The 25,918-nt window shown below is 62.5% G+C and carries 23 protein-coding genes and 4 pseudogenes; 13 read left to right on the top strand and 14 right to left on the bottom strand.

Annotated features, from left to right (window positions below):
- Positions 1-376: 376 nt before the first annotated feature.
- The 3 genes and pseudogenes from ACOJB8_RS15690 to ACOJB8_RS15680 form a co-directional block, all read right to left on the bottom strand.
- The gene (locus tag ACOJB8_RS15690) at positions 377-1,321 is read right to left on the bottom strand and encodes an alpha/beta hydrolase (RefSeq protein WP_428995934.1); all 945 of its coding nucleotides are present in this window, start codon (positions 1,319-1,321) and stop codon (positions 377-379) included.
- Positions 1,322-1,541: 220 nt separating this feature from the next.
- A pseudogene (locus tag ACOJB8_RS15685) lies at positions 1,542-2,290 on the bottom strand (lipid II flippase Amj family protein).
- Between the two features lie 346 nt (positions 2,291-2,636).
- Positions 2,637-3,041 (bottom strand): hypothetical protein, encoded by a 405-nt coding sequence (locus ACOJB8_RS15680; protein ID WP_342946659.1) that lies wholly within the window; start codon positions 3,039-3,041, stop codon positions 2,637-2,639.
- Positions 3,042-3,191: 150 nt separating this feature from the next.
- Between ACOJB8_RS15680 and ACOJB8_RS15675 the strand changes: the two are divergent.
- Positions 3,192-4,002: pseudogene (locus ACOJB8_RS15675) on the top strand (ISKra4-like element ISBte1 family transposase); the annotation flags it as partial.
- Positions 3,993-4,313: pseudogene (locus tag ACOJB8_RS15670) on the top strand (amidohydrolase family protein); the annotation flags it as partial. The pseudogenes ACOJB8_RS15675 and ACOJB8_RS15670, both read left to right, overlap by 10 nt.
- Positions 4,314-4,379: 66 nt before the next feature.
- On the opposite strand, the gene ACOJB8_RS15665 reads toward ACOJB8_RS15670, so the two are convergent.
- From ACOJB8_RS15665 to ACOJB8_RS15630, 8 genes are all read right to left on the bottom strand, one after another.
- Positions 4,380-5,102: an SDR family NAD(P)-dependent oxidoreductase gene (locus tag ACOJB8_RS15665; protein ID WP_475013275.1), complete on the bottom strand. Its 723-nt coding sequence runs from the start codon at positions 5,100-5,102 to the stop codon at positions 4,380-4,382.
- Positions 5,103-5,111: 9 nt separating this feature from the next.
- The gene (locus tag ACOJB8_RS15660) at positions 5,112-5,900 is read right to left on the bottom strand and encodes a DeoR/GlpR family DNA-binding transcription regulator (RefSeq protein WP_475013273.1); all 789 of its coding nucleotides are present in this window, start codon (positions 5,898-5,900) and stop codon (positions 5,112-5,114) included.
- A 163-nt stretch (positions 5,901-6,063) separates the two neighbouring features.
- Positions 6,064-7,287, bottom strand: coding sequence for a sialidase family protein (locus ACOJB8_RS15655; protein ID WP_475013272.1), 1,224 nt, complete (start codon positions 7,285-7,287; stop codon positions 6,064-6,066).
- A gap of 45 nt (positions 7,288-7,332) precedes the next feature.
- Positions 7,333-8,742, bottom strand: coding sequence for a sodium:solute symporter family protein (locus tag ACOJB8_RS15650; protein ID WP_342946526.1), 1,410 nt, complete (start codon positions 8,740-8,742; stop codon positions 7,333-7,335).
- A 66-nt stretch (positions 8,743-8,808) separates the two neighbouring features.
- Positions 8,809-11,136: a 4-hydroxythreonine-4-phosphate dehydrogenase PdxA gene (pdxA, locus tag ACOJB8_RS15645; RefSeq protein WP_342946525.1), complete on the bottom strand. Its 2,328-nt coding sequence runs from the start codon at positions 11,134-11,136 to the stop codon at positions 8,809-8,811.
- Positions 11,133-12,302: an iron-containing alcohol dehydrogenase gene (locus ACOJB8_RS15640; protein WP_342946524.1), complete on the bottom strand. Its 1,170-nt coding sequence runs from the start codon at positions 12,300-12,302 to the stop codon at positions 11,133-11,135. The genes pdxA and ACOJB8_RS15640 overlap by 4 nt, the downstream gene beginning before the upstream one ends.
- Before the next feature lie 70 nt (positions 12,303-12,372).
- Positions 12,373-13,260: a 4-hydroxy-tetrahydrodipicolinate synthase gene (gene dapA / locus ACOJB8_RS15635; RefSeq protein WP_342946523.1), complete on the bottom strand. Its 888-nt coding sequence runs from the start codon at positions 13,258-13,260 to the stop codon at positions 12,373-12,375.
- Positions 13,261-13,368: 108 nt separating this feature from the next.
- On the bottom strand, positions 13,369-14,517 hold the full coding sequence (locus tag ACOJB8_RS15630; protein ID WP_475013269.1) for a porin: 1,149 nt from the start codon (positions 14,515-14,517) through the stop codon (positions 13,369-13,371).
- A gap of 844 nt (positions 14,518-15,361) precedes the next feature.
- Here ACOJB8_RS15630 and ACOJB8_RS15625 point away from each other — a divergent pair.
- Both ACOJB8_RS15625 and ACOJB8_RS15620 read left to right on the top strand, forming a co-directional pair.
- Positions 15,362-16,153, top strand: a complete 792-nt coding sequence (locus ACOJB8_RS15625; RefSeq protein WP_475013267.1) for an SDR family oxidoreductase — start codon at positions 15,362-15,364, stop codon at positions 16,151-16,153.
- Between the two features lie 51 nt (positions 16,154-16,204).
- A complete protein-coding gene (locus tag ACOJB8_RS15620; RefSeq protein ID WP_475013265.1) occupies positions 16,205-16,687 on the top strand; it encodes a MerR family transcriptional regulator in 483 nt (160 codons plus the stop codon).
- Positions 16,688-16,742: 55 nt separating this feature from the next.
- Here ACOJB8_RS15620 and ACOJB8_RS15615 read toward each other — a convergent pair whose 3' ends face one another.
- Both ACOJB8_RS15615 and ACOJB8_RS15610 read right to left on the bottom strand, forming a co-directional pair.
- A complete protein-coding gene (locus ACOJB8_RS15615) occupies positions 16,743-17,426 on the bottom strand; it encodes a type 1 glutamine amidotransferase domain-containing protein (RefSeq protein ID WP_368683239.1) in 684 nt (227 codons plus the stop codon).
- 121 nt (positions 17,427-17,547) lie between these two features.
- The gene (locus ACOJB8_RS15610) at positions 17,548-18,195 is read right to left on the bottom strand and encodes a TetR/AcrR family transcriptional regulator (protein WP_475013263.1); all 648 of its coding nucleotides are present in this window, start codon (positions 18,193-18,195) and stop codon (positions 17,548-17,550) included.
- 100 nt (positions 18,196-18,295) lie between these two features.
- On the opposite strand from ACOJB8_RS15610, the pseudogene ACOJB8_RS15605 reads away from it, so the two are divergent.
- The 8 genes and pseudogenes from ACOJB8_RS15605 to ACOJB8_RS15570 all read left to right on the top strand — a co-directional run.
- Positions 18,296-18,724: pseudogene (locus ACOJB8_RS15605) on the top strand (aldehyde dehydrogenase family protein); the annotation flags it as partial.
- A 56-nt stretch (positions 18,725-18,780) separates the two neighbouring features.
- Positions 18,781-19,752: an aldehyde dehydrogenase family protein gene (locus tag ACOJB8_RS15600; RefSeq protein WP_475013261.1), complete on the top strand. Its 972-nt coding sequence runs from the start codon at positions 18,781-18,783 to the stop codon at positions 19,750-19,752.
- Between the two features lie 508 nt (positions 19,753-20,260).
- Positions 20,261-21,103: an ABC transporter substrate-binding protein gene (locus ACOJB8_RS15595; RefSeq protein ID WP_475013259.1), complete on the top strand. Its 843-nt coding sequence runs from the start codon at positions 20,261-20,263 to the stop codon at positions 21,101-21,103.
- A gap of 51 nt (positions 21,104-21,154) precedes the next feature.
- A complete protein-coding gene (locus ACOJB8_RS15590) occupies positions 21,155-21,871 on the top strand; it encodes an amino acid ABC transporter permease (protein ID WP_475013257.1) in 717 nt (238 codons plus the stop codon).
- A gap of 21 nt (positions 21,872-21,892) precedes the next feature.
- The gene (locus tag ACOJB8_RS15585) at positions 21,893-22,537 is read left to right on the top strand and encodes an amino acid ABC transporter permease (protein ID WP_475013255.1); all 645 of its coding nucleotides are present in this window, start codon (positions 21,893-21,895) and stop codon (positions 22,535-22,537) included.
- Positions 22,534-23,286, top strand: a complete 753-nt coding sequence (locus tag ACOJB8_RS15580; RefSeq protein ID WP_475013253.1) for an amino acid ABC transporter ATP-binding protein — start codon at positions 22,534-22,536, stop codon at positions 23,284-23,286. Before ACOJB8_RS15585 ends, ACOJB8_RS15580 begins: the two co-directional genes overlap by 4 nt.
- 18 nt (positions 23,287-23,304) lie before the next feature.
- Positions 23,305-24,054, top strand: a complete 750-nt coding sequence (locus ACOJB8_RS15575) for an IclR family transcriptional regulator (RefSeq protein ID WP_475013252.1) — start codon at positions 23,305-23,307, stop codon at positions 24,052-24,054.
- A 45-nt stretch (positions 24,055-24,099) separates the two neighbouring features.
- The gene (locus tag ACOJB8_RS15570; RefSeq protein ID WP_342946511.1) at positions 24,100-24,276 is read left to right on the top strand and encodes a hypothetical protein; all 177 of its coding nucleotides are present in this window, start codon (positions 24,100-24,102) and stop codon (positions 24,274-24,276) included.
- A gap of 170 nt (positions 24,277-24,446) precedes the next feature.
- Here ACOJB8_RS15570 and ACOJB8_RS15565 read toward each other — a convergent pair whose 3' ends face one another.
- Positions 24,447-25,358, bottom strand: coding sequence for a LysR substrate-binding domain-containing protein (locus ACOJB8_RS15565; RefSeq protein ID WP_342946510.1), 912 nt, complete (start codon positions 25,356-25,358; stop codon positions 24,447-24,449).
- Between the two features lie 131 nt (positions 25,359-25,489).
- Between ACOJB8_RS15565 and ACOJB8_RS15560 the strand changes: the two genes are divergently transcribed.
- Positions 25,490-25,897 carry a carboxymuconolactone decarboxylase family protein gene (locus ACOJB8_RS15560; RefSeq protein ID WP_342946509.1) on the top strand — a complete coding sequence of 136 codons (408 nt, stop codon included), beginning with the start codon at positions 25,490-25,492 and terminating at the stop codon, positions 25,895-25,897.
- The last annotated feature ends 21 nt before the right edge of the window (positions 25,898-25,918 follow it).

Genomic DNA, 25,918 nt, shown 5'->3' with positions numbered 1-25,918 from the left:
GCTCTGGCGATGGGATCGGCTGGGCGCACCTCGTCGAAATGGCTGTAATAGCCGACGAACTGCTTTTGCGTTCTCGCGTGACCGGGAATGGGCAACGGGTAGTGTTCCGCGGCACCGTAGGCGTCTGCGGCATATCCTGTGTCGGAGAAAACTGGGTTCGGCTGCGCAGCGGCGCAAGTCACAATCAGCACGCCACCTATAGCGACTTTCCTGACACTGCGCAGCATGGCCAGACTCCTTTTTATTGGTGGCGCTGCAGCTACCTTCGGTCACAGATAAACGGCCGGCGAGCGAAGTCGTTGACGCATCAATTGTTTCGACTCGTTACCCGGCGCCTGCCAGGTTGGCCCCAGAGAGCGAGATGATTCAACCGGGACTAGCGCGGGCAGGTGGTCGATGTCTGCACGAACGCCGAAATGGCTTCCACCACGCCGTCCGCCAGGGGAAGACCGGGGTCCGAATAGGCGGCAAGGTTTTCGCTCCGGGGCTGGGTGTGAACGGCTTTGAGGACGTGATTTGCATTCGGTACGAGCGACAGCTCGGCTCGCGGATCTGCATGCTTCAACCGTTGCGCGTCCTGAACGGAAACCTGGATATCCCGCGAACCCTGTACGATAAGGACAGGCTTCGTATAACGTGCCAGCAGGGCTGCCGGATCGACGGTCAATTCGCTCATCAGAAAGCGCTGAACCTGCGGGCGGAACAACGGCATCAGTGCCGGGTCGATGCTGTCCGCGTCTACCCTCGTTCCGGCGCTGAGCGACTCGATTATCGACGTTGCATTGCCCAGGAGAGGAGCATTTGCCGGGTTTGCTCGCAGTTGTTGCCTCAATACCTGTTCCAGCGGATAGCCCGCTGTCGATACCAGGATCAGACCGCAAATGTTGGCAGTTTGCTGCGCGGCCAGCAACGCCACCAGTCCACCCTCGCTGTGACCCAATACCCATACGCACGAAGCACCGGTCCGCGCCTGGATAGCGGTAACCCACGCGTGGACATCCGTCGCGTAGTCGTTGATTGTGACGTCGTCGGCATCAGGTATCGCTGACGCGCTGCCATACATGCCGCGCTTGTCGATCCGAACCGACGCAATCCCTTTCTCCAGCAGACCATTGGCGAGCAACCGGTAGGTGGCCGCGTGAAGCCCATTCGGTCCGTTGCCATTCCGGTCGGTCGGGCCTGAGCCAGGTACGATCAGTACTACAGGGACATCGCCGGCGGCCGGCGATAACAAAGTACCTCTCAGGGGTCCGGCTGGCCCGGGCGTTTCAATCTCTGTCTGCGCCTTCAAAGGGCCTCCGGAATGAATAGCTATGGCCATTGCGATACTTGCGAAAAGAGCCACGTAGATCGCCTTCCGACTATGTGTGAGAAAGAGTCGACGATGTCCAGGACTGACTGAAACGGCAATACAACGGCTCATTGTCGCCGATGCAGGCGGCGCCGTAGAACGGCCGTTGAAGAACGCTCAGGTACCGGTCGCCACGCTAAATGAGTTCGGCGACGTGGACAATGATCAATGCCGCTGGAACGAGTGCCGCCTATGCGCACAGTGTCCCGAGAACGCGTGCACCTGCAAGAGTTGTAATGGCTCGCCGGAAGCTGTTCTCCGAAATCCGGCCTTCGATTACGTCGTCAGTCATCACTGAAACTTGCGGATCGATGACGACTGCCAACACCACCGCCGCAAAACCATTGATAACTGATGACAGATTCGCGCAGGTCACTCGCAGATCGGGTTTCAGGTATCCGGCATAGAGCGACGCGAAAACGCCGACTGTCCAGATCGCCATCGCGATCACGTTTAGTCCGATGACTTTCCAGGAAACGCCTGCCCCGGTCGCAAGTTGGGTGACGTTATGTCGGGACGGGAGCCGCGCTCCAAACCGAATGTAGCTGACGCCTCCGCGACTGAAGATATGGAGTAGCAGGCGAGGGATCGAGCGATTTGCCTGGAAGTGGTCGAACAGCGCGGCTGAAATAACGTTGAGCTAGGAATCAGAAATGCACCGACAGTGCTTGCCACCGTGGCGGTGAGTAGAAAAAGCCGGAAGTCGCCGAGCAATCCATGCTCCATGTGATGCGCAATATCCAGCTCAACCCGCTTCGCGATGAATGGTCCCTGAAAGGAATTTGCCGTCCGTGAAACGAGAGCGATGATTCCGAACAGGGAGAAAGACACGGCGATGCGGCGCGTGCGGACGCCGGCAATCCGAACCGCATACGCTTGCGTCGCAATCACATGGATTACGAATGTAAGCTCGCATATGACCAGCAGTTGAATGTCCATATCGTCGACGCGAGGTGGGCAAGAATCGCAGTCTACCTGAGCACAACGTCGCGCCGATTGTCGACGAGGATCCTGGCTCATCGACCGTGTGACCTGAACTGGTAGACAATTACCTGATGCGGTGGGCGTGGCACGTTACAACGGAGACCGGATTGCGTGCGCTCATTGCCATCGAGATTCGAAGATTTCACGACGTCATGGTCAGGAAGCGCAGCACGACGCCATCGGAGGATGGCGTGCGCGTTTTCACGGTGACAGGTTTCCTGCGTTTTAGACGCTTGACTGAAAATGCGGGTTATCAGTCCAGCGCTGTTTCGCGATCGGCCACACCGCGGTGGAGCATGCATTAGAGGTGCCGCGCGCCGCCGATTCTGGCTCGCTGGTAACGGCGCGCAGCATCGCCCAGCTCCGGGCCCGCCCGCCAGAAGCCGCCGAAGTGCCGGATATCGCTAACGAGCGCGTGGTAGCTGTCGGCCAGCATCGGAGCCATGGGTTCAGGTCTGACAAGCGGGACAGCCGGGGTGTGTGGCAGGGTAACGTGGCAAACGCGCTGATAGTCAGCGGCGCTGCGGCGCAACGCTGTGATGGCGTCACCTGGCGTGGCGCCGACCGCCTGCAGCCGGGCTCCAGCCAGTCGCGCTGCGAATTGCCTGTCCCGGGTGCGGTAAATCCAGCACCACAGGCGCTCGCCCGTGAATCCGAACAGGCGCCGACGTCGAAGGTCGAGTTCCGCCGGCTCGATCGTGTCCATGACGGTCCAGCCGGCATCTCGCGCCCACGTCAAACATGCGCCGGAATGATCGGCGAGCATCGCATCATGGCGCGTCTCCAACGCACGTGTATGCCTGGCGCGTCGTTCAGACTTGGCTGTGTGGGGCGCGGCGGGCCATGTAGAAACAATAGCGCGCCGAACGACGCTATTCCGCAATACAGTTCAGTACGCGCAGTGGGTATCGACGCGGATATATTCGGCTGGCCGGACACAGCAGGACGGCTGGTTCGGAGTGATCGTCGGAAAATCACTGCACGATGACGGCGGCGGACACAACTTCGCATACGTTCATACACTCGAGCACGCGCCCGCCGATCGGATGCTGACGTTTCTCGCCCAGGAGGGTGTCGGTGCGGACCAGCCAGTAACTTTCCTGTCCGACGGCGGCGACACCGTGCGTCGCGCCCAGCTCGACTTTGGCGATTGTGGCGATAAGGTACTCGACTGGTTTCACGTCGCCATGCGAGTGCAGAATCTGGAACAGGTGATCAAGGGGTTGCCGGATTGCGGCGAACGGCCGTGCATCGGAGCGATGATCGATAGGCAGTGCAAAGTGGCACTCTGGCACGGCTGCCCTTATGCGGCGCTGCAGCGGCTCGAAAGCGTGGGCTGGGAACTCGCCGCGGTTGGCAGTCCAGAGGAGGCCAGGCTGCCGGCCAGACTGGAGGAGTTCATCGGTTACATCGAAAATAACCAAAGCTTTATTGTGAACTACGGATCGTCACGGCGAGCCGATCACCTCGAGCTTCGTCGAATCGGCGGTCAACCAGGTGGTCAGCAAGCGCTTTGTGAAGCGGCAGCAGATGGCGTGGCGGCCCGCTCCCGCGCATGCCCTTCTGCAGGTGAGGACGGCGGTCCTGAATGAGCAGTTGCGATCACGTTTGAGCGATGGTATCCGACGCTCGCGGTCAACAAGCACGCTCACAATAACGCGGCATAGCGCCCCCGCTTTGGCGCGGTCTCCTGGAAGCGCATCTCCTCAACAACGTGTTTTTCGACACCTGCGTTTATCACCAGCCCGGCATCGAATTGCTAACCGAGGTGGTTCCCGTCGACAACATCCTGTTCGCGAGCGAGATGATAGGAGCGGTGCGCGGCATCGATCCATACACGCAGCACTATTTCGACGACACGAAACGCTATATCGAAGCCGCGGACATGAACCCCGACCAGCGGTTCAAGATCTACGAAGGCAACGCACGCCGTGTCTATCCGCGACTGGACGCTGCCCTTACTGCGCAGGGACGTTGAGCACGTGCGAGGCGAAAGAAGATCAGAAGCGCGCGCTGCGCGACAGCCACCGCACCCACGCCCGCCCTACAGCGAACTCCCCCCGCAGATCATGATCTGCTGGCCCGTGATCGCGCCGGCCTGCGGGCCGAGCAGATACGCGACCATCGAGGCCACTTCCTCTGCCGTCACGTAGCGCCCGATCGGCGGCATGACCGGCGCGCTGGACGTGCGCTTCGGGTCGTTCAACATGGGCGTGGCGGTCGCGGCGGGGGAGACCACGTTGACGGTAAGGCCGCGCGGTGCCAGCTCGATGGCCCACGAACGCGCCATGCCGACCATGGCGGCCTTGACGGCGGCATACTGACTGCGCCCGGCGGAGCCCCCCGACACGCGGCTGCCGATCAGCACGATGCGGCCGCCTCCGGGCATGGCGGGCACGAGCGCATTGGCGAGCGCCGAGGCGGCGCCCACGTGCAGGCGCCACATTGCTTCGCCGCTCGCTGCGTCGAGTTCGCCGATGCGCGCCGTTTTCATGAAGCCGGCTGCGTGCACGAGGCCATCCACCGCGCCCATGCGTTGTGCGACTCCGGCAATTGCGGCCGTATCGTCGAGGTCCGCGGCGCACCAGGTGAAGCGCGGATGATCGAGATCCGGCGCGCTGCGGCTCAGACCGATCACGTCATGGCCCTCGGCGAGCAGGTGCTTCGCAATCGCGTAGCCGATGCCGGAGCTTGCGCCCGTCACGACCATGCGCTTGTTCGTGGCAGGCGTTGACGTGCTATTTGCGGTGTTCGTTGCGTTGTCCATCGTCGTCTTTCAATGCGCGGCTCCCGCAGACACTTCTATCAGCTCGATCGTGAGCCCCGCGAGATTGCGAAATGCCTGCAACTCGCCATCCGAAGCGCTCGCGTCCGTGATGAGCGTCCACGGCTTCTCGATCGGCGCCCAGTGCTGCTGGCTGTCGCGGTTGAGCTTGTCGGCGGTCACGAGCACGAAGAGGCTCGCGGCCTGCCGCATGAGGCACTCCTTGAGGTAGGCCTGGTCGGCGGTCGCTTCGCACAGGCCGCGGCCGGGCACCACGCCATCGGCGCCGAGAAAGGCCTTGTCGACCGTCACGCGCGTGAGCGCGAGCTGCGCGATCGGTCCGAGCGTACTCATGCTCGACTCGCGCACTTCGCCGCCGATCAGCGTGAGCGGCACGCTGCTGCCCGCGAGCGCCTGCACGACGAGCAGGTTGTTCGTCACCACGCGAATGTCGTGGCGGCCCGCCTGCGCGAGCGCGCGCGCCAGCGCGGCGGTGGTGGTGCCGCTGTCGAGGAAGATCGTGTCGCCGGTGTGCACGTGGGCGGCGGCCGCGTGGCCGATGGCGTCTTTCTCGGCCCGGAAGCTCTGGCGGCGCTGTTCGAGCGATTCCTCGGGCGCGTGCGTGCCGACCGAAGCCGCGCCGCCATAGGTGCGCAGGATGAGCCGCTCGTCGGCGAGCGCGCGCAGGTCGCGGCGCACGGTGGCCTCCGACATGCCGAAGTGTTCGCACAGCTCGGACACTTCGGTCATGCCGGAGAGGACAGCCTGGAGCATGGCTTCACGGCGGCGGGCTACTTTCATGGAGTGTTCGGCGTTGGGTTCGGGGCGCCGCTTCGCGGCGAGGCAGACGGCGTGGACAATACGGCGCGCACGCAGTTTACACGGTACTTTACCGCGCGCTGCACCCCGTACTGTAGCCACTTTCCGACGCCTCGCGTTCATCGCTCAGGGACCCGGCTCCCCATCAGGCGGCGGCGGGCGCGGGCTGTGACGCGGCGCTCGCCGCGCTGGCCCATTCCTCCGCCACGCTCACGTACTTGATGCGCTGGCGGAAGTACGTGTAAGCGATATGCAGGCGCCCGTCGGGCGACTGCGCAATCGACGGGTACGAGAACTCACGGTTGAGCTTGTCCGTCGAGTTGTTCGTCATGCAGTAGCCGTCGCCGGTTTCCAGGTTGCGCGTGATGGGCCAGGTGCGGCCGCCGTCCGTCGAGATGGCGAGCGTCATCGGTGCGCGCGGCGCGCCCCAGAACGCGGTGCCGTGCGCGGAGGCGGCTTGCGTCACCAGCTCGCCGCTGTCTTCCGAGTCCTCGATGTCGTCGTAAAGCGAGGCGCGCCGCCCGGTGCTCTGCGCCGCGCTGCTCGCGTTGAACACAAGGCCCAGGTGCCCGTTGGCGAGCGCGACGAACTGGATCGACGAGTTGTTGTTCGGCAGCGCGAGCGCCTGTGGCGCGCTCCACGTCATGCCGTCGTCGGAGCGGCTCGCGTAGATATGGTCGGCCCAGCGGCTGCGGTAGAGCGCGAGGAGCGAGCCGTCGGCGAGCGGCTGGATGTTCATGTGCACGCAGCCCACGCTTGCGGGCACCGTGTGTTCGGTCCAGCTCACGCCGTTGTCGGTCGAGCGCATCACCACGCTCACGTCGTCGTTGCCCGACCAGCGCTCGCCGGGCTGCACGCGGCACAGGAACACGGGGCACAGCCACGCGCCGTCGCGCGCCACCACGATGGGCTGGCGCACGAAGGTCCCGGGGTGGTCGAACAGCGTTTCGATGGGGCCCCAACTGCGGCCCTGATCGGCGGAAACGCGGCGGCGCACGATCGAGGTGTTCTGGTGACCGGAGAGCTGCGCCGTGTAGATCAGCCAGATTTCGCCATTGGGCGCCGCAAAGAGCACCGGGTTCTGTTCGGAACGCGTGGGGTCGTCGGAGAGGCGCACCGGCTCGCTCCACGTGTCGCTGCCGTTGGTCAGGCGCGAGAGGTAGACCGAAATGTCGGGCACGCCTTCCTGGGTGCCGCCGAACCATGCGCAGAGCACGTCGCCGTTGGCGAGCGCGAGCAGGTTGGCCGCATGGCACTGCACGGTGGCGGCAGGGAGGTAGGCGTCGGTGCGTGCCACGTCGCCAGCGGCGGCGTGCAGGCGGCCGGGCATGGTGAACGCGGCTTCGGGCAGCGTGGAGGGAGTCGTCATGATCAATTCCTGTTGCGGTGTGGCGAGGGGTTCGCGCGTCGCGCCTTACGAGTCGGAGTGCACGACGCGCTGGCCGTTGCCGCTCGCCGTGGGCGCGAGCAGCTTCTCGACGACCATCACGATCGCAGGCGAAACGAGCGCGATGTACATATTGTCGATGCCGAGCGGATTGCCGAGCAGATACCAGATCGTGGTGGCGATCGTCGCGACCACGAGCGCGCTGATCGCGCCGCGGTTGCTGTTGAAGAAGGGCAGGTAGATGCCCATCAGCGCAACCACCGTGACCGAGAGGCGCAGCGCGCGGGTGAAGAACGAGAGCGCGAGAATTTGCGGCACGAACAGCACGAAAATGAGCGGCAGGAAGCCCACCACGAAGGAGATCGTGCGCGTGGCGCGCAGCTCTTTTTCAGGCGTCGGGCGATAGCGCGGTACGTAGAAGTCCTTGACGATCAGCGAGGCGATGGCGAGCGCCACGGTGCTCACGCTCACGAAGATCGAGGCAACGAGCGAGACCGTGACCACGCCCGAAAGCAGCGGGTGCATGTGTTGGAGAAAGATCGGCAGCGCGTAGAGGCTCTTGATGTTGGGGAACAGGAACTTCGCCGCGACGCCGAGAAAGCCGAGCGCAATTGCGATGGGAATGCACAGCGCGCCTGCCATCAGCGTGGAGTTGCGCGCCTCGTTCGCCGACTTCGCGCCCGAGATCGCCTGAATGATGAATTGCGTGGAGAAGATCGCGCCGGCCGTGCCGATGATCCAGGCGCCGATCGTGCCGCCGCTCAGCATACCGTTCCAGGTGAAGTATTGGGCCGGCATGGCGTGCATCATCGGCGCGACACCGCCCGTCATGGAGAGCGCAACCCACAAGAGAATGCCGATGCCGATGAGCTTCACGGTGCTGTGCAGGATCGTCACGTAAGCCACGCTCTTCAGGCCGCCCCAGGCGAAGTAGATCGTGCTGACGACAGCGGTGATGAACGCCGCGGTGGGCAGGTTCACGCGCATCACGGTCGAAATGGCCGCGGCGCCGCTCACGTAGTTGCCCACGTTCACGATGAAGAGCGCGTAGATCATGACGGCGGATACAACGAGTTTGGCCGTCTTGCCGTACTTCTGCGCGATGAAGCCCGAGATCGTGAATTCGCCGGATCGGTAGAGGCGCCTGGCCATGAACAGGCCGAAGAACACGAAGCCGATCGAAGCGGAGATCACCGACCACGAAGCCGCGATGCCCACGTTGAAGGCTTCCTGCGAAGTGCCGATGGTCGACTTCGCGCCGATGTACTCCGACATCAGCAGGATGGCGATCACGATGGCGGGCGTGGAGCGGCCCGCGACCATGAACTGTTCGGTGGTCTTGCTGCGCAGCCGGATGCTGATCCAGGCCGTGACGACGATATACACGACCACCATCGCGATGATGATGGAGGTATCCCACACGGTGAGGCGATTCATAGGTGATGTCTCCGATTATTGTGCTGGGCGGCCGGCGACCGCGTGCGGGCGCCGGCGGGGCACCCACTAAGCCGTTTGCACGGCGCGCCGCGTGGCGAGGTCTTGTGCCTGCTTCAGCGCTTCGAGCATGCTGCGTTCGTCGGCAATACCCTCGCCCGCGATATCGAACGCTGTGCCGTGATCGACCGAGGTGCGGATCACCGGCAGGCCCACCGTCACGTTCACGCCGGCTTCGAGGCCCATCACCTTCACGGGGCCGTGGCCCTGGTCGTGATACATCGCCACGACCACGTCGAAGTCGCCGCGGCCTGCGCGGAAAAACAACGTATCGGCGGGCAGCGGGCCTTCCACGTCCCAGCCGCGCTCGCGCAGCACGGCCACGGCGGGCATGATCTTTTCCTCTTCCTCGCCATAGCCGAACAGGCCGTTTTCGCCCGCGTGCGGATTGATGCCGCATACGCCGATGCGCGGCTCTTCGATGCCCGCGCGCACGAGCGTTTCGTGCGCGCGCTCGATCGTGCGCTGCACGAGGCCAGGCTCGATCTTGCGGATCGCGTCGAGGAGGCCGATATGCGTCGTCACGTGAATCACACGCAACTTCGGCGCCACGAGCATCATCGAGACTTCGGGAATGCCCGTGAGATGCGCGAGCATTTCCGTATGGCCGGGGAAGATATGGCCACCCGCGTGGAGCGCTTCCTTGTTCAGCGGCGCGGTGCAGATCGCATCGAGCTCGCCTGCCGAGGTCAGCTCGACCGTGCGCGCGATGTACTGGTACGCGGCGTCGCCGGCGACGGAGGAAAGCTGGCCGTAGGGCATCGACTCCGGAATCAGGCCCAGGTCGATGCAGTCGACTACGCCGAGCTCGAAACGTGCGTCGGCGGGGGCCTCGATCGAACGCACTTCGAGCGTGACGCCCACGCGCCGCCCGGCGTCGACGAGCCGCTTTGCGTCGCCGATCACGAGCGGGCGGCAGCCGTCGTACACCGACTGGTGCGCCAGGCTCTTCATGATGATTTCCGGGCCCACGCCGGCGGCATCGCCCATCGTGATGCCGATTACGGGACGATAGTTCATGGCTTCCTCTTTGCTCGTGTGGCGCGGCGCGTTCGCGTCCGCTTGCGTCATGGCGGCGAGACGCTGCCATGCGCGATAAAGGGTGTCGGGACGCCCGAAGCCGCCCGCCTTGGTGACGACAGGCAATACGCGTGACGCCTGGGTGGCGGCCATGAGCGGCACGCCGTTTTCGATTTCTTCGACCACGCGCAGCGTGGCCACGCCCATGGCTGCGAGCAGCGCGCGCGCCGTTTCGCCGCCCGTGGCGATCAGCGCGGCCGCGTGCGCGGCGGCGGGGGCGAGGCATTCCGCGAGTTGGCGGGCGAGCAATTCGCCGTCGCCGACCAGCACGCGCTCGGACTGGCTCAGAGCGACCACCGCGTGGCGGCCACGCATGAGCGTGTTCGTCACGCGCGTGCCCAGCGTGAGTGACTCGGGGCTCACAGGGTCGAGCAGCGCAACGGCGTCGACAGTGAAGACGTCAAACGCATCGCCCGCATTGGCGCGCAGCGTGGCGACCTGTTCGTGTGAGACGCTCGACATGCTGCCCACTACCGCCAGCACGCCGCGCGGGTGTTGTGCGATCGTTGCGGGCGAAACGGCTACTGCGGGCGACGCGTTTTGCTGCACGTGGTCGTTCGTGAGGCGCGCGATCACCGTTTGTGCGAGTCCCGCCGAGCCGACCCAGAACACGCCGTCGAGCGTGTCGGAGGCTTCGGCGAGCAGGGCGAGGTCGGCGTCCGTTTCGCTGTCGCAGACCACGGCCTCGCACTTTGCGGCGCGCAAGGCATCAAGGCGCGCGCGCAACGGCTCAGCGCCTTCGCGCACGGCTTGCAGGTCGAGGTGCGCGACCTGCAAGCCAGCGCCTGCCAGCATGGAGGGCAGATGACCCGTGCCGCCGATGCTTTCGTTGCGCCAGACTTCCGTCTCTTCGACGGGCGTGCCGTTCACGAAGAGGCATCCGTTTTGCGTCGTGCGGCCCGCTTCCGGCAGCGCGGGCGCCACGATCGCCATGCCCGCGTGAGCGGCGAGCGCGGCCACTTCGGCGGCGACGTTGCCGCGCAGTGTCGAATCGATCTTCTTGTAGAGCCGCCGGCCGGCAGCGTGCGCGCGCCAGGCCTGCACATTCGCGCTCGCAGCGTCGGCGGGCGCAGCGCGGCGCGTGTCGGTGTCGATCGCGAGCACGTCGGGCGCGGCTGCGCTTCCTTGCGCCCCCGCGTTTAGGCAGACCACGCTGGCAAGGCCGCGATGCGTGCTCTTCACGGCGCAGTCGGCCGTGCCGGAGAGATCGTCTCCGAGTATCAGCAGGCGCACGTTGCGGGTGGTTGGCGTGTTCATGGCAGCAGACGACTGTAGATCGCCTTGATGTCGTCGAGGCTCAGCGCCTTGGGATTATTGCCGAGCAGGCGCTTGACCTTGGCGGCCGCCACGGCGAGCGCGTCGAGATGCGTTTCCGACACGCCGAACTGGCGCAGATCCTGCGGAATCGCGAGCGCCGCGGTCCATTCGCGCAGACGCTCGAGAAATTTGTCGGCGGCGGCCTGATCGCTGTCGTCGTGCTGCGCGATGCCGAGCGCGTGCGCGACGGTGGCGAGGCGGCCGACGGTGGCGTCGAGATTGAACGCCATCACGTGCGGCAGCAGCATCGAGTTGGCCACGCCGTGCGTGATGTTGAACATGCCGCCGAGCGGGTAGGCGAGGGCGTGCACGGCGGCCGTGCCGGCCGCGGTGAGCGCGAGGCCGCCGTACATCGAGCCGAGTAGCATGGCTTCGCGCGCCTTCAGCGAATGGCCGTTTTCATAGGCTTCGAGCAGGTTCGCGCCGATCAGGCGCATGGATTCCATCGCGAACATGTCGCTGATGGGATTGGCCTTGGTCGAGATATACGACTCGAGCGCGTGAATGAACGCGTCCATGCCCGTGGCAGCCGTAATGGGCTTCGGCAGGTCGAGCGTGAGCGTGGCGTCGAGTATCACGAGTTGCGGCAGCAGATGGCGGCTCACGATGCCCACTTTCAACGCTTCGTCGGGCAGCGTGACGATGGCGTTGGGCGTGACCTCGGAGCCGGTGCCGGCCGTGGTCGGCACGAGCACGAGCGGCACGCCCGGCGTCTTGATCAGGTCGATGCCGAGCCATTCGCGCAGCGGCTGCGCGTTGGTGAGGCGCACGGCGAAGAGCTTCGCGGCGTCGAGCACGCTGCCGCCGCCGACGGAAAGCACCGCATCGGGGGCGAACGGCTCGATCTGGCCGCGAAACACCGTTTCCACGTTCTCGATGGTCGGCTCGGGCTGCACGTCGCGCACGATCAGGACTTCGATGTCCTTCGCTTCGAGCGCCGCCACCACGCGCGCCGCGACTCCGTTTTCCTCCATCACCGGTTGCGTGATGAACGCAATGCGGCGAACCGGGCGGTCGAGCAGCGCGAGCTTCTCGGGCAACTGGTCGAGGCTGTTGGCGCCGTGCACGACGTGCTTGACGGTCTGGAAGTGATAAACGGGGTTCATATCGTGAGTCTCGATTTCGGTCTTGCTGCTGTTCTTGCGGAAGGGCGTTCGTTCGGTTGCGCTCGTGGCTTCAGGCTACGCGCGGGTAGATTTCGAGCGCCTTCGCGAGGCGCTCGCGCGTGGCGGCGTCGAGCGGCTGCGCAGGCGAGCGCGCCGGGCCGGCGGGCATGCCGAGCATGGCGGCCGCGGTCTTGAGCACCACCGGCATCGTGCCGAGCGCAAAGGCGTCGCGCAGCGCGCGCAGCGATTCCTGGGCGCGGCGGGCCGCCTCGATTTCGCCTGCCTGGAAGTGATTCCAGATCGACATCACGACACCCGGCACCGCATTCGTCGTGGCGGCAACGGCGCCGTCGCCGCCAGCGATGAGCGACCAGAGGATCATCGAATCGGTGCCCGTGAATACGGCGAAATCGTCGCGGCGCAGGTTGATGAGCTGCAGCAAGCGGTCGAAGTCGCCGCCGCTGTCCTTGATGCCGCGAATGTTCGGAATCTCGGCGAGACGGCGCACGGTGTCGATGGTGAGCGTCACGCCCGCCTTGACCGGAATCGTGTAGAGCATCACCGGCAGCGGCGTGGCGCGCGCGATGCGCTCGTAGTGCGTGAGCAGTTCGGGCTGCGAAGCACCGTTGAAGTACGGCGTGATGACGGAGACGGCATCGACGCCCGTATCCAGCATCTTGCTGTTCAGTTCGATCACGTCGCGCGTGGCGTAGGCGCCGGTGCCCGCGATCACGGGCACCCGCGAGCGCGCCTGATCCACGGCGATGCCCGCGATGCGCAGCTTTTCCGCCTCGGAAAGCGCGATGAATTCACCGTTGGTGCCGAGCACGAACAGCGCATGCACGCCCGCGCCGATCAGGCGTTCGACGAGCGTGCGCAGGCCGGCTTCGTCGACTTCTTCGTCGGCGGTCATCGGGGTGATGAGGGCGGGGATGATGCCCCGGAAATTCACTGCCATGTTCGTTCTCCACTTCGCCGGAGGACAACGCTACGTTGCCCTCCAGACTGGCGGCGCGATGGGGCGCGCCGCGCGGTTTACCTGCCGATTCGCCTGCAGGTTTGAATGCTAGAAGCGGTGCCGCAACCCCAATGCCGCGACGATCTGATGCGAATTGCTCGAGGCCGTGATCGGCCAGAGCGCGGCCACTGCGGCCTTGCCGGTCGAGTCGGTACCGCTCGCGCGCTGGTACGCGGCGGTCAGGTAAATGTCAGTGCGCTTCGAAAGCCGATAGTCGCCGCCGATATTGGCCTGGTTGTAGTGCGCGTCGCCGGCGCCGTGGCTGTTCGTGTATTCATACGCTACGCCCATCAGCAGCGCAGGCGTGAATTGATAGCTGAAGCTCACTTCGGCATTGTCGAACACCGCCGTTGCCCCACGGTAGGCCGCAATCGGCGCTGCCGCCGCGCCCGAGCCGAGATCCTCGAAACGCGAGTTCGAATACACGAGACCGACCTTGGCGTTGCCGAACGTGTAGTTGCCCGCCACGGAGGCAACTTGCTGCGTACGCGCCGACGTGTAGCCCGAGAAGATCGGCGAGTTGTTCGGCGAAATGGGCGCGGCGCCAGCCGTGCCGTCCCACAGCGCGGTGTTGGGGCGCGAGGTGTTGATGTACGACGCGGCCAGCGCGAGCGGTCCTTGCGAGTAGCCCGCCACGACGCTCCAGATGCGGTTGTTGTTGAAGGCGCCCGGCGTGCCGCCGAAGCTGAACAGCGCGCCGCCGCGGAAACCGTGATAGCTCTGGCTCAGGAACTTGATGCTGTTGCTGACGCGCGAATTCACATACAGGTTGTCGGTGTCGCCCGGATGCGCGCCGATGCCGCCCGCCCACTGATTCGCGACGACGAGCGGACCGACGAGATCGGCCGAAGGTTCGTTCTGGCGGCCGAGTGTGACGCTGCCGAACGGCGTGGCCGCGCCCACCCAGGCCGCGCGGCCGAACATACGGCCGTTCTGGCCCAGCGTGCCCGTGGTGCTGCCAAAACCGTTTTCCAGCTGATAGATGGCCGCATACCCGCCGCCCAGATCCTCGGTGCCCTTGAGGCCCCAGCGGCTGCCGGACAAGACACCGCTCGACATCTGGTAGTTCGCCGAGCCCTTCTGGTTGTTCGTATACACGAGCGACGTATCGATCAAACCGTAGAGGGTGACGCTGCTTTGCGCATGTGCGCCGATCGCGGCGCCCAACAGGCCAAGCATGGCGGTGGTCCTTCTCATCGTTACTTGTCTCCGGCAGGGTAAGTTTTTTGACTGTTTCGATCAAGTCAGGGATGTTCACCTGCTGAATTCTGGTTGACTCGATCAGTGCAGTCATCTTATTTGATTGAAACGATCATTTTAACTACGGGGAAACCCTCGGAATGATTGAATCAATCAGTCCGATCGTGCGCACAGCTTGCGCTCGCTGGGGTAATCGTCGTTTTCGTGCAAATCTGGCGGTTCCCCTTGACCGGGCGGGACTTCCACTCGCATCTATCAATATCTCAGTCCCACGCGCGCGGTTCGATGAGTCTCTCGAGGCGGTGTTGTTGCGAGCGCTCGAGTCGGCGGTTGCCGGGTTTCAGGCGAACTCGCTGCCGCTTTACGATAGCGAGGAACGAGTTGTCCCGGATGCATTTTCCCGGAGCATGCGTTCCGTACGAGCGCCTTCCTGCGCGAGCTGCTGACCGAGGTTTTCGAGGTTTTCGCAGACGGGTGGGCGGCAACCCGCACGATTCGGAGAAATGGATGCGCGAAGCGGATTTGCTTTGCAAGCTCGCCGATTTTCATGTCGGGAGTCGCAATGAAGGCTTGACATTAAAGTCATCTTTAACTTTAGCCTTCGAGGATAGCCAACTAAAAGGTCGCCTCAATGAAGCCGTTTATTCCCTTGATCCTGCCCAATGGCGCGACGACCCAACCGGCTCGCCAAGGCGGCGATGGAGGAAAACACGGCCGATGCGGAGCACGCGCCTTCCGACGCGATTATGTCTAAGTCAGTATGACTTCCCGTGAGGTGGGGCTTGCCTGATGTGGGCGTTCAACGCGGCTTGACATCTCTGACATCGAGCGTCTACTTGCTATGCAGGTCTGCGTTTCGAGCGAATATGACGAGACTGAAATGACACAACGATCCAGGACGGTCCTGATAACCGGCTCCAGCTCTGGCCTGGGCGCCGGGATGGCTCGGGAATTCGCCGCTCGTGGCTACGACCTGGCGCTCTGCGCGCGGCGCACTGAGCGCCTTGCGGAGTTGCAAAGGGAACTGGCCAGCGCGTTCGACGTGAGGGTTGAAATCAGGGCTCTCGATGTCAACGAACACGAGCAGGTCTTCGCGGTATTCAACGAATTTGCACAGGTGTTTGGCCACCTTGACCGGATCGTTGTCAACGCCGGCATTGGCGAAGGACGACGTATCGGTACCGGACATTTCGGCACTAATCTGCGTACCGCCGAGACAAACTTCATAGCGGCGCTCGCCCAGTGTGAAGCAGCTGTGGAGATATTGCGCAGGCAGGGCAGCGGCCACCTGGTGGTGATCTCATCGATGAGTGCAAAACGCGGCCTGCCCAGGCATCTGACCACCTATGCGGCAACCAAGGCGGCCGTGGCACACCTCGCTGAAGGCATTCGTGCCGAGTTGATCAAGACGCCGATAAAGGTCACCACCCTGTTCCCCGGTTATATACGTACAGAGCTGAACGCGGCTGCAAAAAAACTGCCTTTCGAGCTACAGGAACGCGTGGGCTGTCAGCACATGGTAAAGGCTATCGAGCGCGAGCCGGCGGAGGCCTGCGTTCCCGGATGGCCGTGGTCACTGGTCGGCATACTGATGCAAACGCTGCCGTTACGCTGGGTAGCACGGATGAACTGAAGGTCATCAAGTTGGCGGTCAGGTTCAGTCTGACCGGGGAGTATTGGAAACATGAAAATTGGTGAGCTTGCGGAGCGCACGGGCCTTGCTGCCTCGCGCATTCGTTTCTACGAAGGTATCGGCCTGCTAAAGGCCGAACGTCAGCCGAATGGCTACCGGACGTATTCATCTCAAGCCGTGGTGGTGCTTAAGCTGATTGCGACAGCGCAGCAGGCCGGTTTCAGTCTCGACGAGATTCGGACGTTGCTGCCGCCGGACTTGATGCAATGGAAGCACGCTTCGTTGATGGAAACAATGCGCGGCAAGGTGCAGGATATCGAAGCACTGGAATCGCGACTCGCGCAGAGCAAAGCGCATCTCGTCGCGCTTCTGGCGGAGATCGAAGCGAAACCCGAAGAGATGGACTGCACCGCCAACGCGAAGAGAGTGCTGTCGCGCCTGCATTCGGGGGAAGTGAAAACGCCCGCTCTGGTAGCGGCAGACGTGACGACGCTTCGTAAGGCGAAGCGTCGCGGGCCGCTCAAGCGGGGTTAGGAACCCCCGGCGAGTGACGCCTGGTACGCCGGCTGCGTAGTCGCCTCGCCGCCCGTCACAGCAGTGAAGCAACCGCTTCGGCCGTCGCCTTGGCGGACTGTGGGTTTTGACCGGTGACCAGCCGGCCATCGGTGACGACCTTGGAGACGAACGGAAGCAGGGCTTTTTCGTAGTGCGCGCCGCGCCGCTTCATCTCCTTCTCGGCGTTGTAGGGTACTTTTTTCGCGACGCCTGCCAGCACTTCTTCGACCCAGGAGTAACCGGTCAACCGACGCTGCGCCACCAGCAATGTGCCGTCCGAGAGCTTTGTATTGAGCAGTCCGCAGTAACCGTGGCAGACGGACGAGACGATCCCTCCGCGTTCGTAGATATCTCGCGTGATGCGCTGCAGGTCGGCATCATCAGGAAAGTCCCACATGACGGCGTGACCGCCCGTGAAATAGATTGCATCGAACTCCGCCGGATCGAGCTGGTCGGGGCGCGCGGTTGTCGCCAAAAGTGCCTGGCGGTCCTTATCGGTGAGCCACTCTTTCACCGAGGTATCGGCTAGCGGCCATTTGAGCGAACGCGGCTCCAAGGGGGAGACGCCTCCCTTGGGGCTGACCAGACGCTGGTCATACCCTTTCCCGGCGAAGACACGCCAGGCGTGGGTCAACTCGGATAGCCAAAGGCCGGTCGGCTCGGACCGGTCGGCATAGCTGGCGACATTGCTGACGACGTGAAGTACGCGTTTGGTCATGTTTGTAGGTTCCTTTCGATCGACCAATCTGCCCGGATGCATCACGAATTGCCTGCCTTCGAGGAGAGCAGGCACGGTGCGTCCGGGAGCCATAACCATAACGGTTAATTAAAGCTGAAGGTTAAGGTCTTTTGACATTACGATCGGCTGATCGGGAATCGCTGGTCAGGAGGCCGTCCAATAGCGTGGTCAGGGCGTCATCAATGGCGTGATCGCCTACCTTCGCTGGCACCAGCCGCCCGTCAATCGCAAGCATCGTCAGGCCATGGAGGTGGGCCCAGCATGCTGTCGCCTGGCCGAGCGCGGAGCGAGGACGAATCGTGCCCTCGCGCTGGCCACGCTCAAGGACATCAATGACCAGCTGGAAGGGCGCCTGCGTACGCGGATCGAGGTGTATGTCCGATGGCTCTCCCGCGTCTGTGTTAAACATCAGACGATAAAGTTCCGCGTTCCTGGCGCCGAAGCCCAAATGAGCGTGGGCAAGCGCCAGCAAGTGCGCGGTCGCGTCCAAAGCCGGACTGAGCGCGGCGAGCAGTTCCTCGCGCAGGCGATCGAATCCGATCAGGGCGAGCTCATGCAGCAGCGCCGTCTTGTCCGGAAAATGCCGATAGGGCGCGGCGTGGCTAACTCCCGCACGTCGAGCAACCTCGCGAAGGGTGAACTGCCAGCCTTTCTGCTCTTGAAGCATGTTAAGGGCCGTTTCGACGATGGCGCGCCGTAGGTCGCCGTGGTGATAGGGCTTTGTCCCGGTGGATGTGTCCGACGGCATGTAGGGCGGTCCGATGTTGACAGGAGACACATTTTGCTCATACCATCCCGAATCGTCAAGTTGACAATGTCTACATTTCGACAATCTCGCGAGGTGCAACGTGTCCATTCCCACAGAACCCATCCCAAACATCGACGCAGCAGAACTGCTCGGGCGTCAACGCAGTGCATTCCTCAGAGAGGAGCCGCCGAACCTCGCGCAGCGCAAGGCTAGACTTGCCCGGCTGCGTGCCGTAGTTCTCGCGAATCGGGAACAAGTGAAGGAGGCGATCAGCGCTGACTTTGGGCACCGCTCGCACCACGAGACGGACATCATGGAACTGGTCGGTGTGATCCAGTCGATCGACTACCTGACGCGGAACCTCGGCCGGTTCATGAAGCCTGAACGCCGGCACGTTGGAGTCCTCTACCGTTCAGGGCGCGCCTGGGTCGAATACCAGCCGAAGGGTGTCGTCGGGGTGATGGCGCCGTGGAACTATCCGTTCTCGCTGACGTTCATTCCCCTTGCGACCGCGCTCGCCGCCGGCAACCGCGTGATGCTCAAGCCCTCCGAGTTGACGCCGCGCACCAGCGAACTCATCCGGCGATGCTCGCGGAAACCTTCCCGGCTGACGAGGTCGCCGTCGTACTCGGGGGCCCGGAAGTCGGCGCGGCGTTCAGCAGCCTGCCGTTCGATCATCTGTTGTTCACGGGCAGCACCCAGGTCGGCCGCAAGGTCATGAAGGCAGCAAGCGACAATCTGGTGCCAGTGACGCTCGAGCTCGGGGGCAAGAGCCCTGTCATCGTCCAGCGCGGACACCTCGACGAGCGGACCATGAGCAGCATAGTCTTCGGCAAGCTGTCGAACGGCGGCCAGACCTGCGTCGCGCCTGATTATGCGCTCATCCACGAGGGCGACCTTGAGGTCTTCCTCACGCGGTTCGATGCGACGGTAGCCCGCACCTATCCTGAAGGGCCGACCGGCGCCGACTACACCTCGATTATCAGCGATACGCATTACGATCGCCTGGTCGGCCTCGTCGAAGATGCCCGGCGCAGAGGCGCGCGCGTAGTCGAGGCGGGAGTGGCACCGGAGAGCGCAAGCCATCGCCCGCGTACGCTTGCGCCAACGCTGGTCATCGGCGCGGGTGACGAAAGCGCAATCATGCAGGAAGAGATCTTCGGACCGATCTTGCCGGTACGGACCTATCGCAACATGGAGGAAGTTATCGACTATGTGAATGCGCGGCCGCGTCCACTCGCGCTCTACTATTTCGGCAATGAGGACAACGAATGTGAAATGCTGCTGACGCGGACGACCTCTGGCAACGCCGGCGTAAACAACACGCTCATGCACGTGGCCCAGGACGACCTGCCTTTTGGTGGCATTGGGCCGAGCGGCATGGGGGCTTACCACGGCGTCGAGGGCTTTCGCGCGATGAGTCACGCAAAGGGGGTCTTCGTTCAGGGGCGGTGGAATCTTCCTCGCCTGCTGCGGGCACCGTTCGGGAAAGTCGTGGACCTCGCTTTGACCGTCGCGCTTGGAGCAAGCCGCAAATCTGGGCACGTCGATCAGTAGTAGCCGGCGAGCTGCTTTGCAGCCGGATCGCGCCCGGGGGACCCTCCGCTTTTCTCAGCGATTCGGTGTACGCCTGATTACCCGGCGAATCCCTGCTGCTGCTCGCTGTCGCTCATCTAGTTCCAGCGGGCCTTTTCCGAATAGACCATCAACAGATACTGCATTCGAGCCTTCGTCATGGGCTGAGGCGGGAGGTTTGCATCGGTCCGCCATCTCAATGACGCGCGGGCCGCGTGCCAATCGGACAGGTGGGCGTGAAAAATCTCGAACTGCGCGCATTCACGTCGGGCGAGCCCATTATCCATTTTGCAATGAACCGGAGTGCATGGGTGCGGCTCGTCATATCCCAAAAAAAAATACGGCGCAATTAGGGTGCAGGCCGCTTGTGCTCGACATTTTCTTCGCCAAAACTGCTTTTCATTCCGGTCAGTCAGATATGTGTCCGATATATCGGACAACGCCCTGGTCCGGAAACCGGTTCCCACCTTTTACCCATCAGGACCTGCACATGAAAGTTTCGAACATAGGCGCCAAAACCGTCTCTCTGTTCGTAATCGCCGGGGCGCTGGCGTTATCGGCCTGTACCAAGGTTTCCACGCCCGCCGAAGGGGGCGCCGCGACCGCAGGTTCGTCGACCCTTCAATCCGTCCTGCAGCGAGGGACCTTGCGCGTCGGCGACTGCCTGACTTTTGCGCCGTTCGGCTTTTACGACAAGGATGGCCAGCCCGATGGCTACGACGTCGATCTGGCGAAGGAGCTGGCGAAGCAAATGGGCGTCAAGCTCGAAGTCGTGAATACGACGAGCGCGAACCGCATTCCTAACCTGCAGACGAGCAAGGTCGACGTCGTGTTCTGCAACTTCACGCGCAATCTGGAGCGCGCGAAGGTCATCGAGTTCACGACGCCCTATGTCGTCGCGAGTGAGGCGCTGCTGGTCAAGAAGAGCAGTGGAATCCAGTCCGTCAAGGACATGGGCAACCGCACGATCGCGACCGTTAAAGGCTCGACCAACGGCGATGAAGTCCGCTCGCTGAACATCCCGATCAAGATTCAGGAATACGACAGCTCGCAGGCCGCGATTCTCGCTGTGAAGCAAGGCCAGGCGGACGCGATGATCGAGGACAACAACTTCCTCGCGTATCAGGCGAAGCTCGATCCGGAACTGACCGTGACGAACGAAGCGCTCGTGCCGCTCGAGTACAACGCTTTCGGCGTGAAGGCCGGCGATCAGGCATGGCTCAATTATCTGAATCTGTTCCTCTTCAACATCAACGCGTCGAAGCTCAACGCCCAGCTCTACAAGAAGTGGTTCGGCTCGGATCCTCGTTTCCCCGTCAACCCGCAGTTCTAAGGGAAGCGTGATGTCGATATCGCACGAGACTGGAACCATGCGGAGGCGAAAATGAGTTACCAGTGGCTGACCTTGTGGGGTTACGTACCCGAGTTCCTGAAAGCAGGATGGCTGACGCTGCAGGTGACGCTTCTTGCCTTCGTATTGTCGGTGCTGCTCGGACTGCTGGCGGCGCTCGCCAGCATGTCGCCGGTCGCCGTGATCCGCTTCATCGCGCGGGCGTACGTCGAAATCATCCGCAACACACCGGTTCTCCTGCAGATATTCATCGTGTTCTTCGGCTTGCCGTCGGCGGGGATCTCGCTCGATGCGTACTGGGCAGGCGTGATCGCGCTCGGACTCAACGTCGGTGCTTACCTGTCTGAAGTGTTTCGCGCGGGTATTCAGTCGGTGCCGCGCGGGCAGCTCGAAGCCGCGGGCATTCTCGGTCTTGCGCGCGGACAGATCTTCACCGCGATCGTGTTGCCGCAGGCCGCGCGCGCGGTCTATCCGGCGATCGTGAACTACCTGATTCAGCTGTTGCTCGGCACGTCGCTGTTGTCCGCGATCGCACTGCCTGAACTGACAGGTACGGCGACCGTGATCAACTCACGGACGCTGCTATACATCCAGACTTTTTCGGTCGTGCTCGTCGCGTACTTAGTGCTGAGCAACGTGCTGTCGTGGATCGCGAGCCAGCTCGGCACCCGGATGTTTCATCCGCCGCTGGTGGTCCGGCCGCGCGCGCGGTTCTGCGGGCTCGCATTGCGCCGCGCGAATCGCACCTGACGCTCGAATCGGAGTTGGATCATGTCAATTGAATTGCTGAGAACCAGTTTGTCGATCCTGTTGCAAGGTCTGGCGACGACGCTGCTGCTATCCGTTGCATCGATCGTCGGAGGCACGTTGATCGGCCTGCTAGCCGCCGTGTTGCGATCGTTCGGACCATGGGGCACGGACCGCGTTTCCCGGCTTTACACCGAGCTATTTCGCGGGACGCCGGTACTCATCACGCTGATGTTCATCTACTTCGGCGTCTCTTACTTCGGTTATGCGATCGACGTATTTGCCGCAGGCGTGATCGGCCTGAGCGTCTATCAGGGCGCCTATATCGCCGAAGTGTTCCGCTCAGGGATCGAGTCGGTACCGAAGGGCCAGTGGGAAGTCTCGCAGATTCTCGGCCTGTCGCGCACGCAGGCCTTCTCCTTCGTCGTCCTGCCTCAGACCGGCCGGATAGTGCTGCCGCCGCTCATCGGCCAATATCTTTCGCTGATCAAGGACACGTCGATCGTCAGCATGATCGGCATGTCCGAACTGATGCACGGCGGTCAGGCGATCGTCGATCGCATCGGCAAGCCGGTCGAGATTTACGGACTCGTCGCAATTATCTATTTCGTCGTATGCTTCCCGCTTTCGCAATGGGTCCGCCACCATGACCGCAGGAGATTGACGTGAGCAATCAAAGCCAGACCAGACCCATCATTTCGCTCTCGGGCGTCAGCAAAGCATTCGGCGCGACGCGCGTGCTCAACGAGATCAATCTCGACGTGCGTTCGGGCGAGGTGCTCGTGCTCATCGGCGCGTCGGGTTCGGGGAAAAGCACGGTGCTGCGCATCATGGCGGGACTGGAAACGACGGATTCCGGCGAAGTGTGGGTCAATGAAGTGCCGCTGCACGACCCCAAACGCGCCCGCGACATTCGCGGCCACGTCGGTATGGTCTTCCAGCAGTTCAATCTGTTTCCGCACAAGACGGCGCTCGGCAACGTCACGCTCGCGCTGATCAAGGCGCGCAAGATGAGCCCCGCCGATGCATGCAAGCGCGCGATGGAAGTGCTCGATCGCGTCGGGCTTGCCGAACGGGCGGATCATTATCCGAGCCAGTTGTCAGGTGGCCAGCAGCAGCGTGTGGCGATCGCACGGGCGCTCGCGGTCGAGCCTGGCATCATGTTCTTCGATGAAGCGACGTCGGCCCTCGATCCCGAACTCGTCGGCGAAGTCACCGAAGTGATGCGCGGACTCGCGCGGGATGGCATGACGATGGTCGTCGTCACGCATGAAATGGGTTTCGCTCGCAAGACCGCCGATCGCGTCGTGTTCATGGACAAGGGCGTGATAGCGGAGCAGGGCGAACCGGAGCAGATCTTCGTCGATCCGTCGAATGAGCGCACCCGTCAGTTTCTGCATCGCGTTCTCGACCATTGACGCATACGGAGTGAATGCATGGCAGTGACAGAATCGTCGCGCGCAAGAGGAGTGGACCGGGTCATTGCCATCTTCCGGCAACTGCACCTTTCCCAGCGCCCAATGACGATGCGGGAGTTGATCGAAGCAACCGGTGCGCCGCGTTCGAGCATCTATGAGCTGGTTGCGATTCTCGCCGAGGTGGGCTGGCTCGAAACCTCGGACGACGGCAGTGTTTTCTTCGGGCGCGAGATGCACTACTACGGCTCTGACTACGCCACGCACAACGACCTGATCAGCCGCGCGCACCAGTCGATCCTCGGGTTGGTGCGCAAATACGACGAAACCACCCAGTTGTGTATGCTCGAGGGTAACAAGTACACCGTGGTGCTATCGGAAAACAGCGCGCGTCCGTTCAACATCAGCTCGGATATCGGCGTGAGAGTGCCGATTCCATGGACTGCGACGGGGCGTCTCCTGCTCGGTCATATGAACGCCGAGGAAATCGGCGCGCTGATTCCGGGCGAAGACTTCACGCTCGATAACGGCGTGCGTATCGACTTCGATGAATTCCTTCGCGACGTGCAGGTCGCGAAGGATCGGGGCTACTGCTGTACAGAAGGACTGTCGAACGCGTTTCGCCTGTGCATGGCGGCGCCCGTGCGCGATCGCGCAGGATTGCCGATCGCGGCGCTGTGCTTCATGACCGGCCGCGATACCGATCCGGTTCGGCGGCAGGCGATGCTCGATGACCTTCTGCAGTCGGCCAAAGCGCTGTCGCACAAGTAGGGCTCGTGGACGAAGATTCAGTTTCGTTGATATCGGCGAAGGAACATGATCACGCAAGTCACAGATGACGAAGTCGAAGGGAGACTTCAAGCTCAGGTTCGGCGCGTTAGAGAACTCGAAGAGGAAAATATTGCGCTCAGGGAAGTGATTGAGATCTTGAGGAAAGCGGTCGCATACTATGCGCCGGTTTGTGCTTCTTTGTTGGAGCGTGAGAAGGGATAGTTTTGGACGCGGTCTCCATGATGTGGCAGTGTGCGTCAGCAGAATCGGCCGTGCCGGGGTGGTCTTCGCGTTGCGTTACACGCTGGATGACTGAGCGTGCGCGTCAGCGAACGACGCCCCTCACTCAATCTAAGCAGGTATAGTCCATGACGGATAGGTCCGTTGGCGCGTTAGCGACGCCGCTTTATTCTCGCGTACGAGACAGCCATTGAAGCGAGTTCTTTCGCTGCCGGTGGAAGTGGCGCGTCGGCGCGCTGTAGCAGACACAAATCCGACCCAGGTATCGGACTGTCGATGGGAATCGCCGACAGAGTTCCATCATAACTGGTCGTCTGCAGCACGAACGAGGGGGCCAGGAACAGAAGGTCGCTGTTGACAACCATGGACAGCGTGTCGAAGAGCGACTCGATGGTCAAAACAACGTTCGGTGGTTCGCATCCAGCGTCGGCGAACAAGTCATGAAGCCGATTCACAGGAGACCCGGGGCGGCCATAGCGTCCGGTGTTCACCCATTCCGCCTGCGAAAGCTCTTGAAGCGATGTGGCGTTCTCAAGTGGGTGACCACGGCGACACACAATCGCCGGGCGCGCTGGTTTCAAAACTGTCGATGACAAGTCGCTCATGTCCGTGCCGTGTGAAACGAGCGTGATTGCGAAGTCCAGGTTCGCCTCTCTGATTCGCGACATCAGCACGTTCGACGGACCGCTTGCAAGGTGAACCGAAATTTTGGGAAACCGTCGGCGGAACTCGCCCATGATGGGCAGTAGCACTCCAGCAAACGCTTCGGACGAGGTCCCGACCGAGAGGTTCCCGATTAGCTCCTTGTTGCGCCCCGAAATTTCCGCTTCCGCTCGAGCGCACTCGGTGAGAATTATTCGTGCTCGGGCGAGTAGGGAATTACCCGCGGGGGTGAGGGAAATTCCGTTATGGCCTCGGAGGAAGAGTTCGGCATTCAAAGTGCCTTCCAGGCGCTTTAGCTGCTGAGTCAACCCGCTCTGGGCCAGCCCCAGGACTCGCGCAGCGGCGCGAATGCTGCCGTGCTCGACGATTGCAACGAAGCCTTGAAGTTGGTCGAGTGTCATGGTTTACACCGAGAACATAACATTATCATGATAGCTGGGAAACAATCTTCCCAGCATATTTTTGGGTTCCTAGACTGGCTCCATTGAAACCGCACTGTCACAGAACGACACTGCATTTTTCTGGAGTTTGCATGAGCAACGAGAACCTTTTCGAAGTCGGTGAAGCAATGCGTCGCGAGATTCTCGGCGAAGCATATGTCGCCAAATCCGCCGCAAGCACCGACGCATTCAGCGCACCGATTCGCGAATTCGCCGTCAAGCATCTGTGGGGCGAAATCTGGACGCGCGAGGGACTTGACCGCCGCAGCCGTAGCATCGTGAACCTCGCGCTTCTCACGGCACTGAACCGCCCCACCGAGCTCAAGGTTCACGTGCGCGCCGCACTGAACAACGGTCTGAGTCGCGAAGAAATTTCTGAGATTTTCCTGCAATGCGGCCTGTACTGCGGTATCCCTGCTGGCAGCGAGAGCACGCGTATCGCCAAACAATTGTTCGCGGAAGTCGACGCGGAAGCTGCGGAAGCAGTTGCGGCGAAGTAATCGCTTGCCACCTAGCGTAGT

The sequence above is a fragment of the Paraburkholderia sp. BR10141 genome (assembly GCF_056155635.1).
The sequence above is the reverse complement of the archived record's forward strand: the minus strand, read 5'-3'. Positions and strand labels throughout refer to the sequence as shown.